Annotated in this window: 14 protein-coding genes; 8 read left to right on the plus strand and 6 right to left on the minus strand. The window is 55.8% G+C overall.

Going from position 1 to position 12,267, the window contains the following annotated elements:
* Positions 1-106: 106 nt before the first annotated feature.
* Positions 107-808, plus strand: coding sequence for an endonuclease/exonuclease/phosphatase family protein (locus tag ABWV33_RS10610; protein WP_113824480.1), 702 nt, complete (start codon positions 107-109; stop codon positions 806-808).
* A gap of 38 nt (positions 809-846) precedes the next feature.
* Here ABWV33_RS10610 and ABWV33_RS10615 read toward each other — a convergent pair whose 3' ends face one another.
* Positions 847-2,193 carry a DEAD/DEAH box helicase gene (locus ABWV33_RS10615; protein WP_502930907.1) on the minus strand — a complete coding sequence of 449 codons (1,347 nt, stop codon included), beginning with the start codon at positions 2,191-2,193 and terminating at the stop codon, positions 847-849.
* Positions 2,194-2,548: 355 nt separating this feature from the next.
* On the opposite strand from ABWV33_RS10615, the gene ABWV33_RS10620 reads away from it, so the two are divergent.
* The 3 genes from ABWV33_RS10620 to eno all read left to right on the plus strand — a co-directional run bounded on the left by ABWV33_RS10620 (position 2,549) and on the right by eno (position 5,577).
* On the plus strand, positions 2,549-2,959 hold the full coding sequence (locus ABWV33_RS10620; RefSeq protein WP_113824479.1) for a Fur family transcriptional regulator: 411 nt from the start codon (positions 2,549-2,551) through the stop codon (positions 2,957-2,959).
* A gap of 293 nt (positions 2,960-3,252) precedes the next feature.
* Positions 3,253-4,137, plus strand: a complete 885-nt coding sequence (locus ABWV33_RS10625) for a DMT family transporter (RefSeq protein ID WP_353330639.1) — start codon at positions 3,253-3,255, stop codon at positions 4,135-4,137.
* Between the two features lie 162 nt (positions 4,138-4,299).
* Positions 4,300-5,577 (plus strand): phosphopyruvate hydratase, encoded by a 1,278-nt coding sequence (gene eno / locus ABWV33_RS10630; protein ID WP_353330641.1) that lies wholly within the window; start codon positions 4,300-4,302, stop codon positions 5,575-5,577.
* 88 nt (positions 5,578-5,665) lie between these two features.
* Here eno and ABWV33_RS10635 read toward each other — a convergent pair whose 3' ends face one another.
* The 4 genes from ABWV33_RS10635 to mazG form a co-directional block, all read right to left on the minus strand.
* Positions 5,666-5,953: a DUF1330 domain-containing protein gene (locus tag ABWV33_RS10635; protein WP_113824476.1), complete on the minus strand. Its 288-nt coding sequence runs from the start codon at positions 5,951-5,953 to the stop codon at positions 5,666-5,668.
* Positions 5,954-6,007: 54 nt separating this feature from the next.
* Positions 6,008-6,457, minus strand: a complete 450-nt coding sequence (locus ABWV33_RS10640; protein WP_353330643.1) for a GNAT family N-acetyltransferase — start codon at positions 6,455-6,457, stop codon at positions 6,008-6,010.
* The gene (locus ABWV33_RS10645; protein WP_353330645.1) at positions 6,454-7,395 is read right to left on the minus strand and encodes a nucleoside hydrolase; all 942 of its coding nucleotides are present in this window, start codon (positions 7,393-7,395) and stop codon (positions 6,454-6,456) included. The genes ABWV33_RS10640 and ABWV33_RS10645 overlap by 4 nt, the downstream gene beginning before the upstream one ends.
* Before the next feature lie 70 nt (positions 7,396-7,465).
* Positions 7,466-8,311 (minus strand): nucleoside triphosphate pyrophosphohydrolase, encoded by an 846-nt coding sequence (gene mazG / locus ABWV33_RS10650; protein ID WP_113824473.1) that lies wholly within the window; start codon positions 8,309-8,311, stop codon positions 7,466-7,468.
* Between the two features lie 66 nt (positions 8,312-8,377).
* Here mazG and ABWV33_RS10655 point away from each other — a divergent pair, with 66 nt between their 5' ends.
* From ABWV33_RS10655 to ABWV33_RS10670, 4 genes are all read left to right on the plus strand, one after another.
* Positions 8,378-9,541 (plus strand): M20 aminoacylase family protein, encoded by a 1,164-nt coding sequence (locus tag ABWV33_RS10655; RefSeq protein ID WP_353330647.1) that lies wholly within the window; start codon positions 8,378-8,380, stop codon positions 9,539-9,541.
* A gap of 56 nt (positions 9,542-9,597) precedes the next feature.
* Positions 9,598-10,560, plus strand: a complete 963-nt coding sequence (gene speB, locus ABWV33_RS10660) for an agmatinase (RefSeq protein ID WP_121997016.1) — start codon at positions 9,598-9,600, stop codon at positions 10,558-10,560.
* Positions 10,557-11,504, plus strand: coding sequence for an agmatinase (speB, locus tag ABWV33_RS10665; RefSeq protein WP_353330649.1), 948 nt, complete (start codon positions 10,557-10,559; stop codon positions 11,502-11,504). Before speB (ABWV33_RS10660) ends, speB (ABWV33_RS10665) begins: the two co-directional genes overlap by 4 nt.
* A 71-nt stretch (positions 11,505-11,575) precedes the next feature.
* Complete coding sequence (locus ABWV33_RS10670) at positions 11,576-11,983, plus strand: DUF1499 domain-containing protein (protein WP_353330651.1); 408 nt, start codon at positions 11,576-11,578, stop codon at positions 11,981-11,983.
* Here the strand turns inward: ABWV33_RS10670 and ABWV33_RS10675 are convergent.
* On the minus strand, positions 11,924-12,211 hold the full coding sequence (locus ABWV33_RS10675; protein ID WP_121997018.1) for a hypothetical protein: 288 nt from the start codon (positions 12,209-12,211) through the stop codon (positions 11,924-11,926). The two genes, ABWV33_RS10670 and ABWV33_RS10675, sit on opposite strands and share 60 nt — an antisense overlap.
* Positions 12,212-12,267 lie beyond the last annotated feature (56 nt).

The raw sequence follows: 12,267 nt of genomic DNA on the forward strand, positions 1-12,267 counted from the left end.
GATGGGCAGCAAACGCGACTGTCAAGCGCAGGTTGGGGGTTCTCTCTTGCGCCGCTGCGTCGGTTGCCTCACTAAATACGTGGCGGTATCTGATTAAAGAGTGTTCATGCCCAATTCAGCTCATTTTCGTTTGGCTAGTTACAATATTCAAAAATGCGTCGGGCTGGATTTACGGCGGTATCCGCGACGGACCGTACAGGTCATCGAACGGATGCGTGCCCAGATCGTTGTCTTGCAAGAGGCGGACAAGCGATTGCCACCGCGTCCGGCGGCTTTGTCTCATTTTGTGTTGGAAGAAGCCGGATGGAAGGTCGCAGATCTAGGCGGTGCGGGCAGCCTTGGCTGGCATGGCAATGCGGTGATCTGGAAAAGCGATGATCTGGCAGTTACCGCGCTGGGCCATCACACGTTGCCGGGGTTCGAACCTCGTGGGGCGGTGCGGGTAGAGTTTGAAACCGCGCATGGACCGATCCGGGTGATGGGGATGCACCTTGGGCTTTTGTCAGCGTCGCGCCGCCATCAGATTGTTCAGCTTAGCAATGAAATGAAGAAGTTACCAAAGATGCCAACGGTTTGGGCTGGGGATTTCAACGAGTGGTCGAACCAGCCAATATTGGACCACCTAGCACCAGGTATGCGCTTTTTAGCGCCAGTCGCCAGCTTTCCTGCGCCGCGCCCGGTTGGGGCTTTGGATCGCATCGCACTCAGCGCTGGGGTCACAGCCCTAGACCATGGGGTACACGAGAAACGCCCGGCGTCCGTTGCATCGGATCATTTACCTGTTTGGGCTGACCTGATGCTGGAGTAAGGGCACCGCGCGGATCAAACCGCGCGATGCCATTGTGATTAGGCCGCTTGACGCGGGCCACCTTTGCCACGTGCGGGGCCGCGACGCCGACGACGTGCACCGCCGGGCTTGCCCTCGCCACCACCTGCGGTACCAGCGGAATTGCCACCGGGCTTGCCGCCAGAGTTTCCTCCGCCGTTTCCGCCCGGGCGTCCGCCACGGCCACCACGACGGCCACCTTTGGCTGGTTTTGGTTTGTTCGGGTCCTGAATAGGTTCCCATGGACGGCCCGAGGCAACAGGGATCTGGGTGCCCAGAACCTTTTGGATTGCTTTCAATTCATCCATCTCGTCGGGTGAACAAAAGGCAATCGCAGCACCGTCTTTACCAGCGCGCGCCGTCCGGCCAATCCGGTGGACATAGCTGTCAGGCACGTTGGGAAGATCGTAGTTGTAGACGTGTTTGACGTCTGGAATATCCAGACCCCGGGCAGCAACATCGGTTGCAACCAGAACTTTGACCTGACCGGATTTAAACGAAGCAATGGCGCGATCCCGCTGGCCTTGGCTTTTGTTGCCGTGGACCGCAGCCGTGGCATAGCCCGCTTTTTCCAGAACGCGTGCCAGCTTGTCTGATCCGTGTTTGGTGCGCCCAAAGACAATCGCACGTTCTTCGCGGTGCTTGTCCAACAGCTCGATCAGCAACTTTGACTTTTCCGCCTTGGCGATAAAGTGGATTTCTTGTGTGACCTTATCCGCAGCCTTACCCGGGGGCGACACTTCGATCCGGCGGGGTTTGTTCAGATAGCTCTGCGCAATTTCGTTCATCTGCTTAGGCATAGTGGCCGAGAACAGCATGGTTTGACGCTCAGTTGGCAGAACACCCGCAATTTTGCGCAGCGCGTGGATAAAGCCAAGATCCAGCATCTGGTCCGCTTCGTCCAACACAAGGAAGGAACACGCCTGCAGATCAACCGCGCGACGGTCCATCAGATCCAGCAAGCGGCCCGGTGTTGCCACCAGAATGTCTGTTCCGCGCTCAAGGCGACCGATCTGTGGATTGATCGAAACACCGCCAACCACCAAGGTGATCTTCAGCGGTGTGTTCTTGATCATGCCCCGCAGGTTTTCAGTAATTTGCGAGGCCAACTCGCGGGTTGGGGCCAAAATCAAGCTGCGCACGTGGTATTTGGGCACGCGCTGTTCGTACCGCATCATCAATGTGACCAGTGGCAGGCCAAAGGCTGCGGTTTTTCCGGTGCCGGTCTGGGCCAAACCCAGAATGTCTTCGCCGTTCAGGGCGTGCGGGATGGCACGGGCCTGAATCGGGGTGGGGTCAGTGATCCCGTTTTCTTTCAAACGGTTCACCAGAGCCTTTGGCAGGCCCATCATTTCAAAATCGCTCAACGTCATGTCCTTTCGCGCCACCCAACATGGGCAACGCTTGTGCGCCGCAATCCGCGCGGCTGTTGGGGCGCGCGAATCCTCGGGCCCGATAGCGTCATGCCAATTCGGGCCGGTCCGGCGCTTTGCCCCACGCGTGATCTTGGGAACAGTAGGCCTTGTCCTGGTCTCGGCCTGCGATGGCCGGGGCGCTTTATGCGCTCTTGGTTCTTGTCTGCTCACGCGGCAGAGGACAGGGCTTGGAATGCCAAATGGCCCCTGCCTGTGGAAAAGTCAACTGGGGACAAGTTGCAAAAGTCGGTAGCCGTAGCGGTTCAGACGTAATAAACCAGATTCTCAGACGATCAGGGAACGCACTATGTCGGACACAATCATCAGACGCTGCGAAGCAAAAGGGCTACGCATGACTGGCCAACGCCGGGTTATTGCACGTGTCTTGCAGGAAAGTGCCGATCATCCGGATGTCGAGGAACTCTATGCCCGAGCCAGTGCCATAGATAATGGGATTTCGATCGCAACGGTGTATCGAACCGTGAAACTGTTCGAAGAGGCGGGCATACTGGAACGGTTGGAATTTGGCGACGGGCGCGCACGCTACGAAGATGCTGAACGTGACCATCATGATCATCTTATCGATATGAACACAGGTGAAGTGATTGAATTCGTTGATCCTGACATCGAGGCCTTGCAGGAAAAGATCGCCGCTAAGTTGGGGTACGAGCTGCGCGGGCACAAGCTGGAACTCTATGGTGTGCCGATCCGCAAATAGCGTTCGGGCGACTGTTGTCTTGAACTTTTTGGTGCGCGCAGGTTTCAGCGGCTTATCGTTCTTTACTGCGCAGCCGGGGCTTTTGGCATTCAAAGCGTTATTAATGCGGGTGGTTGGATCGAAACCGATATTCAGAATGGTTTGATTGCGACACATCAAGAATCTTGATGAATTCTTTCAATTCTATTCATGATAAAGTGCGTCATAGTGCTTGCTGTGCCGCGTAAAGTCGGCTTTTGCTGGCTTCAAGGGCCACGCGGGCCCCGCGCGACTTTCTGACAAGAGACAAACACATGAACAACCTCAACGGCATTCTGCTGGTGGTGGCGTCTATGGCGGCATTCACGATGGAAGACACGTTTATCAAGAACCTGTCGTCTTCGGTGGCCGTGGGCCAAGTGCTGATCATGCTGGGGCTCGGCAGCATGGCGATGTTTTACGTGCTTGCACGGGTGCAGGGGCATTCTGTGCTCATGCCACGGGCGTGGCGCATGCAACCGGTTCTGCGTGCCGTAACCGAAGCGATTTCTGCCTTTGGTTTTGCCGGTGCTTTGTCGTTGGTTGATATTTCCACTGTGGCCGCCGTGTTCCAAGCGACGCCCTTGGCTATCACAATGGGCGCCGCGCTGTTTCTTGGCGAACAAGTCGGTTGGCGTCGATGGAGTGCGGTGTGCGTAGGGTTCATAGGCGTTTTGATGATTATTCGCCCGGGCTTGGACACCTTTGATCCTGCGGTCTTGCTGGTTTTGCTTGCCGTGGCGGGTGTTGCGACACGCGATCTGATGACGCGCGTGATGGATAGCGCGGTTCCCTCGAGTGTTATCAGTTTTCAGGGTTTTTTGATGTTGATCCCAGCCGGGATAGCGCTGTTGGCTCTGTTGCCTGGTGAAACTCGGATGTTACATGGATTAGAGTGGGCCCAGATTGGCGGCGGAGTCCTTTTTGGGGTGTTGGGGTATTATGGCATCGTAGCGGCGATGCGCATTGGGGACGCTTCGGCCGTCACTCCATTCCGCTATACGCGCCTGTTGTTTTCCATTCTGATCGGGATGATCGTCTTTGGCGAACGCCCTGATGTGATGACCTTGCTTGGGGCGGCGCTTATTATTGCATCCGGCTTGTACACGGTTGTGCGCGAACAACGCGCGACGAGAGCGGCGCGTTTGGCTGCGGCGTGACGCCTCAGGTTTGCGCCAACACGTCTTGTATAGTGAACACATTCCGGGGTCTGTTAGCCCTAACTGGCGGAAATAGTCGATGTTAGCGATAGCGAGGCCGTTTCCCATTTGGGTTCGGCCTGTTATGAGGCAGGCAAATTAGGCCGGATCAAGGATCGACAAATGAGCACCATTATCGACATTCACGCGCGCGAAATTCTCGACAGCCGGGGCAACCCAACCGTTGAGGTCGACGTGATCCTCGAAGACGGCACCATGGGTCGTGCCGCAGTCCCATCAGGGGCTTCAACCGGGGCGCATGAAGCCGTTGAAAAGCGCGATGGCGACAATAACCGTTATATGGGCAAGGGCGTGTTGGAAGCCGTTGCCGCTGTCAACGGTGAGATTGCTGAAGAACTGGCAGGCTTTGACGTACTGGAGCAGGTCGCGCTGGATCAGGCAATGATCGAACTGGACGGCACGCCAAACAAGGCACGTCTTGGCGCAAACGCAATTCTGGGCGTATCGATGGCAGCCGCCAAAGCAGCGGCTGACTATACTGGCCAGCCTTTGTTCCGCTATGTAGGCGGCACATCCGCGCGGGTTCTGCCCGTTCCGATGATGAATATCATCAACGGTGGTGAACACGCGGACAACCCGATTGATATCCAAGAATTCATGATCATGCCCGTCTCGGCAACCAACATCCGCGAAGCTGTCCGCATGGGCGCAGAGGTGTTCCATACGCTGAAGAAAGAGCTGACAGCCGCAGGCCTGAGCACGGGCATCGGCGATGAAGGTGGGTTTGCACCCAACATCGCGTCCACGCGTGAAGCGCTTGATTTTGTTCTGAAATCCATCGAAAAAGCAGGTTACAAACCGGGCGAAGACATCTATCTCGCGCTCGATTGTGCAGCAACCGAATATTACAAAGACGGCAAATACGTTCTGTCCGGCGAAGGCAAATCGCTGACGTCCGAAGAAAACGTTGCCTATCTGGCGGCACTGGTAGCGGATTACCCGATCATCTCGATCGAAGACGGCATGTCCGAGGATGACTGGGATGGCTGGAAAGCCCTGACAGACGCAATCGGTGACAAGGTTCAGCTGGTTGGGGACGACCTGTTTGTGACCAACCCTACGCGTTTGGCCGAAGGCATCGAAAAAGGCAGCGCCAACTCAATGCTGGTCAAAGTGAACCAGATCGGCACCCTGACCGAAACACTTAAAGCCGTAGACATGGCCCACCGCGCGCGGTTCACCAATGTGATGTCGCATCGCTCTGGTGAAACCGAAGATGCCACCATTGCGGACCTTGCGGTTGCCACCAACTGTGGTCAGATCAAAACCGGCTCGCTGGCGCGCTCGGACCGGCTCGCGAAATACAACCAGTTGATCCGCATCGAGGAGATGTTGGGTGAAGTGGCTGAATACGCAGGCCGTTCGATCCTGAAAGGGTAATCTACGCCTTCAGCATGGACAAAAGGGGCCCGAGACTGTCAGTCGCCGGGCCTTTTTATTGAAATTGGCTGTCCACAAGTGCGTGGGATCAAAGCCCTTCGGCCAAAAGGAGATCAGTCTGAGCTGCTTGTTCTCTGATCGCACGGGCGGCGCCATATTCGTCTGAGTGATAAAACTGGCGCGCCATATCGAGGCTCTCGAACTCCACCACCACAGAAATCCCGCTCTCCGGACCTTCTTTGATTTCGGGATCTGGGGCGTTTACCAAAACTGTGCCGTTGTATTTTGCGATCGCAGGTCCCGCCAAGGCCCGAAACGCTTGCATCTTTTCCATGTCATGTGCGCGGATATGCGCAACGAGATATCCTTTGGGCATGTGAAATTCCTCTGGTTCTGACAATTGAACTCAGAGAATAGCACAATATCCGTGTCAGAGCGTTTTGGTCATCAGCATGTATCGCTCCCGCGGTTTGAAACGGGCGCGTTGATAGATGTGCTGTGCGGATTCGTCTTCGCGGTCGACCTCAAGGTGTACGGCTTTTAGCCCGCCCTCGGCCAAGGCTTTGGGCAGATCAATCAACACTTCGCTGGCGATGCCGCGCTTACGCACCGCAGGACGGATATAGATTTCGTCGACAAATGCATCCATGCCACCAAATTCGACCGACCAGCCGAATGTGAGCACGATGTACCCTAACGGCGCGCGGGCAGGTCCGATCAGATATACGCATCCAAGCGGAATACCGTCTAGCAACGGGGCTAGGGCGTTTTTGCGGGACTCTTCGCTGCTCTCAATAGCCATTTCCGCGTGGAACGCCGCAACCAGCGTCATAAGCCGGTCAAGATCTTCGGGTTTAGCCAGATGAAGCGCGGTGCTCATAGTCTGGCCAGACGTTCAGTCAGTAGGTCGAAAAAGCCGTCGCTATCCACATCCCCGATAAACAGCGCATTTGGCGCGCGATCTGTAACGCCCCACCAATCCGCAACGGTCATTCCGAGGGTGAGTTCGGACTGGATTTCGATTTCGACATTGATATGGCGCCCAGTGAACAGATCGGGGCGGATCAAATAGGCTGTGACACAGGGGTCATGCAGGGGTGCACCTGCTGAGCCATATTTGTCCTTGTCAAAACGCTCAAAGAAATCAGTCATCTCGGCGACTGCGCTACCGACCTTGGTGCCAAGTGTGCGAAAGGTGTCATTGCGTGGCTTTGTCACCAGTGCTTTGTGGGTAACATCCAAAGGCATGACCACAATCGGTGCGCCAGATTTAAACACAATATCAGCGGCTTCTGGATCGACATAAATGTTGAATTCGGCAGCCGGCGTGATGTTCCCAACTTCAAAATATGCCCCACCCATCAAGATGATTTCCTGCACGCGCTCCGCGATGTCTGGCGCTTTTTCAAAGGCGCAGGCGATATTGGTCAAAGGACCGAGTGGGCAGAGTGTGACAGTGCCAGCCGGTTCGGTGCGCAGGGTTTCGATGATAAAATCGACACCGTGCTTGGTCTGTAGCTCCATGGTCGGATCAGGCAGCGTCGGGCCATCAAGGCCCGTTTTTCCATGAACATGTTCAGCTGTGACCAGCTTGCGCGACAGCGGGACGTCGCATCCCGCAAAAACAGGAACGTCAGTCTTGCCTGCCAGTTCACAAACAATGCGGGCGTTCTTTTGAGTCAGAGGCAACGGCACGTTGCCAGCTACCGCCGTGATTCCCAGAACATCAATCTCTTCCGGGCTGGCCAAGGCCAACAGAATAGCCACAGCGTCATCCTGTCCGGGATCTGTGTCGATGATGATTTTGCGCGCGCTCATGCCTGTCTCCGATCAAACGAAATCGGACAGTTACAACTCGTGCGTGGGAAGTCTAGTCACGTTGCAAGGTTTAGGCGTTTGATGGCGCAGCTTTGGCTTTTGCAGCACGTTCGCGGGCCTTTGCGTCATCCCACAAAGCATCCATTTCTGCCAATGTACTGGTTTGCGGGGTTCGACCTTGTGCAGCAAGATCGGCCTCTACGCTTTCAAACCTGCGGGTGAATTTGGCATTGGTACGGCGCAGTGCTGTTTCGGGCTCGACTCCCAAATGACGCCCCAAATTGACCATCACAAAAAGCAGATCGCCGAATTCATCTTCCATCGCGTCGGCATCCAGATTGTCGCGCGCCTCGACCAATTCAGCGGCCTCTTCGGTGATTTTGGCCAGAACATGGCTGGCGTCGGGCCAATCAAAGCCAACACGCGCGGCTCGCTTTTGCAATTTCAGCGCACGTAACAAGGCCGGCAGATTCGGGGCAACTCCCTCCAACGCGCCTTGTTGTGCCTTGTCGGCCCGTTCGGCTGCTTTGATGGCTTCCCAATCAGCGGTTTGTTGTTCCGCAGATTTATCGCGGTTTTCATCGCCAAAAACGTGCGGGTGACGGCTGACCATTTTGTCAGACATTGTGCGCACCACATCCTGAAAATTGAAATGCCCGGCTTCCTGCGCCATCTGAGCGTGGAACACGGATTGGAACAACAGATCCCCCAATTCGCCCTTTAGTTCGCCCCAAGCCTCGCGTTCAATGGCATCAGCAACCTCGTATGCCTCCTCGATGGTGTATGGGGCGATGGTGGCAAAATCCTGTTCGATATCCCACGGGCAACCGGATTCAGGATCACGCAGGCGACGCATGATTTCCAACAGACGTTCGATTCCCGCGTCAGAGTCGAGGATTAGGGGGTTTTCTGGCATTGCGGCGGTCCTCATTCCGGTGTCAGATGCATCAATCCCGCACCTTTGCTATGGAGTCTAGCCTCAATGCCCGTTGTGAACCGTATCGCTGACTATGCGACAGATATGACCAAATGGCGCCAACATTTGCACACCATCCCAGAACTTGGGCTTGAGTGCCCAAAAACGGCGGCCTTTGTAGCAGAGCGACTGCGCGAGTTTGGTGTGGATGAATTACACGAAGGGATCGCACAAACCGGCCTTGTTGCCATCATCAATGGGCGCGGAGCCGGGGAGACCATCGGATTGCGTGCGGATATGGACGGGTTACCGATTCCTGAAGAGACAGGCGTCGACTATGCCTCTACCCATGCCGGAAAAATGCATGCCTGTGGCCATGATGGGCATACGACTATGTTGTTGGGCGCCGCGCGTTATCTGGCGGAAACGCGAAATTTCTCGGGTCGGGTGGCGTTGATTTTCCAACCTGCTGAAGAAAATGGCGGGGGCGCGGATGTGATGGTGCGCGAAGGCATTATGGATCGGTTTGATATTTCTCAAGTCTACGCCCTGCACAATGCGCCGGGGTTCGAGGCAGGTGGATTTTACACGACACCGGGCGCATTGATGGCGGCAGTTGATACGTTCACGGTTCATATTCAAGGTGTTGGTGGTCATGGTGCGATGCCCCATGAAACCCGCGATCCGGTTATGGCGGCCTGTGGCATTGCGCAGGCGGTTCAGACGATTGTGAGCCGCAATCACCGCGCGCTTGATGATTTGGTTGTTTCTGTCACTCAGATCCATACGGGCACAGTGGACAACGTGATCCCGGATACAGCCTATCTGAACGGAACCATTCGGACTTTTGATCCGGCAGTGCAGAAAATGGTGATGGAGCGGATGGCGCAAATCGTGGCCGGGCAGGCGGCGAGTTATGGGGTTGAGGCAACGTTGGATTACGAAGTGGGTTATCCCGCGACGATCAATGATGCGGATAAGGCGGCTTTTGCTGTTGGCGTTGCCAGCGAAGTGGCGGGGGACGCAAAGGTTCAAGGTGACTCGGGCCGTGAAATGGGTGCAGAGGATTTCTCGTACATGTTGCAAGAGCGTCCGGGCGCGTATTTGTTTCTGGGGCAGGGCGACAGCGCCGGGCTGCACCACCCCAAATACAACTTCAACGATGAAATCGCACCGGTTGGCGCGTCGTTCTTTGCGCGGATCGTTGAAACAGCACAACCAGTGGAATGACGCCCTTCTGAGCGTCGCGCACCCTCCCACCCCGACACTCAAAAGGGCGTCATGTCATGGCATTAGAAGATGCAAAAAATCAGGTAGACGAAGCTTTTACGCGGACCGATCTGAAAGGTCCTTCGTTTGAGAACACATTTGGTGGGGCGACCTCTTTTCTGCGCCGTCTTTATACCAAGGATCTTGAAGGGGTGGATATCGCGGTGACGGGGGTTCCGTTTGACCAAGCGGCCACCAATCGCCCGGGCACGCGGTTGGGTCCGCGCGCCATACGAGAGGCAAGCGCATTGCAATCGCCAGACGCGCCATATGGCTGGCCGTTTGACGCGTTGAGCGAAATGGCCATCGTTGACTACGGTGATATGGCGTTTGACTATGCCAACGTGCCCGCGTTTCCCGGAACCGTGACGGATCATATTCGCGGCATCCTGGGCGCGGGGGTATCTTCTGTCACTTTGGGGGGGGATCACTATATCAGTTTTCCGATCCTCAAGGCCTATGCGGAAAAATACGGGCCAATGTCGTTGCTTCAATTCGATGCGCATACGGACACTTGGGCCGATGACGATATGGAGCGCGTTGATCACGGCACGATGTTTTACAAAGCTGTGAAGTCTGGAATTGTTGATCCCAAGCGTTCCGTTCAGGTGGGCATTCGCACCACAAACGAAGACACGTTGGGTGTGAACATCATTGATGCGCGCGAGGTCTACGAAGCAGGCCCCGCTGCGACTGCGCAGAAAATCAAAGCAATTTTGGGGGATCACCCAACATATCTGAGCTTTGACATTGACGGGCTTGATCCCGCCTTTGCGCCCGGTACCGGGACGCCGGTTTGGGGCGGGCTGACCTCTATTCAGGCGTCAATCATCCTGCGCGATATTGCCGGGATCAATATCAAAGGCGGGGATGTCGTCGAAGTCTCGCCGCCCTTTGACACAACGGGGGCCACTGCGATTGCAGGGGCGCATATCGCGACGGAAATTATCTGCTTACTGGGTTGGAATAAACGCAAATGACGAAGAACAATCAGCCGATCAGCGGCAACGATCTGGCCCGCTTTTCTGGACCGAACACATTTATGCGCCTGCCACAGGTTGACGCGCTAGACGGGGTTGATGTGGCTGTCTTGGGAATCCCGCAGGATATCGGCACCTCTTGGCGGTCTGGCACGCGGTTTGGCCCAAAACAGATCCGCGCCGAAAGTGCGATGATCCGGCCCTACAATATGGCAACAGGGGCAGCGCCGTTTGACAGCCTGCAGATCGCAGACATTGGCGATCTGGCGATCAACACATTTTCGCTGTCTGAAAGCCTGAAGATCATCAAGCAAAGCTATGACGCGATTCTTCAAAATGATGTCATCCCCGTTGCAATGGGCGGTGATCATTCGATTACTTTGCCTATCCTGCGCGCCATCGCCGCCAAACACGGCCCCGTGGCCTTGGTCCATGTGGATGCCCATGCCGACGTGAATGATGAGATGTTCGGCGAACGCGAAACCCATGGCACCGTGTTTCGGCGCGCCTACGAAGAGGGGCTTATTCAGGCCGACAAGACCTACCAGATAGGCATTCGTGGATCTGGCTATGCCGCTGATGACTTTACCGAGGCGCAAGGCTGGGGGTTCCAGCAATTTCAAGCAAATGAACTTTGGCATCGCAGCCTTTCTCCCTTGGGTGCGGAAATACGTCGCGATATCGGTGATAGGCCGGTCTATGTGACTTATGATATTGATAGCTTAGACCCGGCCTATGCACCGGGCACCGGAACGCCGGAAATCGGAGGTCTGACGACTCCGCAGGCATTGGAGCTGATCCAAGCGCTGCGTGGGTTGAATATTGTCGGCTGTGATCTGGTCGAAGTGTCCCCGCCCTATGATCCTTCGGGCAATACGGCGCTGACGGCTGCAAATCTGCTCTACGAGCTGATCTGTGTCCTGCCGGGCGTGACGTCACGATAACGACCCGTGTGGCATCTTGTCAGCACGGCTGATCAAGATACACAGAAGGGAAACAAGTGCTGGGGCGTGTGATGACTATTGTTTGGGTTTTGATTGCAATTGCAATTGCGATTGTTGGGTTGGGCTACATCCGGCTCGCCCCCAGTGACCCAACTCAATGGCATGTCACGCCGCAGGGCGATGTTGATAGAGATCTGAAGTTCGGCGTTGTGCGCGTGGTTGCAACTGGTCCCGGTGGATTGGGCCAGTTTGATGCGATCGCGAGCGCCTCTGTCCGGACAACGGTTTTGGCCGGGTCAGTCGGCGAGGGCATGGTGACCTATGTGACGCGATCCAAAATGATGGGTTTTCCAGACTACACAACAGCCCAACAAGACGGTGACACGCTTCGTATCTTTGGTCGGCTGCGGTTTGGACGATCAGATCTTGGGGTAAACAAGCAGCGGGTTGAACGTTGGCTCGGGCAGATGCAGCTCTGAGGACAGGCATCCCTCTTGTACTTCGCGCCACATGGGAACGTTCAGTGACATTTGGCATTGCGCCATGAACATGCGCCCATCCACCTGCAAACAGATGGTTTCGCCCAACTCAATGCGCGACCCGCTGGTATCTGTGCAATAACAGTCCTGCACTTTGCCCCCCGGTCCAACAACATCGGCCCAAACAGGGCTGGCGATTAACGTGGATATAAGGATCAGTCGTTTCATAAGGGAATGGTATCACAGTCTTGCCCCTTGACCAATGCGTCTTGATGTCGGACACC

Origin of the sequence: Phaeobacter sp. NW0010-22, assembly GCF_040365955.1 — a bacterium.
Lineage (GTDB): Bacteria > Pseudomonadota > Alphaproteobacteria > Rhodobacterales > Rhodobacteraceae > OMPR01.

Bases quoted from the DNA above. Each gene is read 5' to 3' on its own strand.
- mazG (WP_113824473.1), bottom strand. From the start codon at position 8,311: ATGCCAGAAAACCCCCTAATCCTCGACTCTGACGCGGGAATCGAACGT.
- speB (WP_353330649.1), top strand. From the start codon at position 10,557: ATGACGAAGAACAATCAGCCGATCAGCGGCAACGATCTGGCCCGCTTT.
- ABWV33_RS10620 (WP_113824479.1), top strand. From the start codon at position 2,549: ATGTCGGACACAATCATCAGACGCTGCGAAGCAAAAGGGCTACGCATG.
- ABWV33_RS10640 (WP_353330643.1), bottom strand. From the start codon at position 6,457: ATGAGCACCGCGCTTCATCTGGCTAAACCCGAAGATCTTGACCGGCTT.
- ABWV33_RS10675 (WP_121997018.1), bottom strand. From the start codon at position 12,211: ATGAAACGACTGATCCTTATATCCACGTTAATCGCCAGCCCTGTTTGG.
- ABWV33_RS10645 (WP_353330645.1), bottom strand. From the start codon at position 7,395: ATGAGCGCGCGCAAAATCATCATCGACACAGATCCCGGACAGGATGAC.
- speB (WP_121997016.1), top strand. From the start codon at position 9,598: ATGGCATTAGAAGATGCAAAAAATCAGGTAGACGAAGCTTTTACGCGG.
- ABWV33_RS10655 (WP_353330647.1), top strand. From the start codon at position 8,378: ATGCCCGTTGTGAACCGTATCGCTGACTATGCGACAGATATGACCAAA.
- ABWV33_RS10670 (WP_353330651.1), top strand. From the start codon at position 11,576: ATGACTATTGTTTGGGTTTTGATTGCAATTGCAATTGCGATTGTTGGG.
- ABWV33_RS10635 (WP_113824476.1), bottom strand. From the start codon at position 5,953: ATGCCCAAAGGATATCTCGTTGCGCATATCCGCGCACATGACATGGAA.
- ABWV33_RS10610 (WP_113824480.1), top strand. From the start codon at position 107: ATGCCCAATTCAGCTCATTTTCGTTTGGCTAGTTACAATATTCAAAAA.
- ABWV33_RS10625 (WP_353330639.1), top strand. From the start codon at position 3,253: ATGAACAACCTCAACGGCATTCTGCTGGTGGTGGCGTCTATGGCGGCA.
- eno (WP_353330641.1), top strand. From the start codon at position 4,300: ATGAGCACCATTATCGACATTCACGCGCGCGAAATTCTCGACAGCCGG.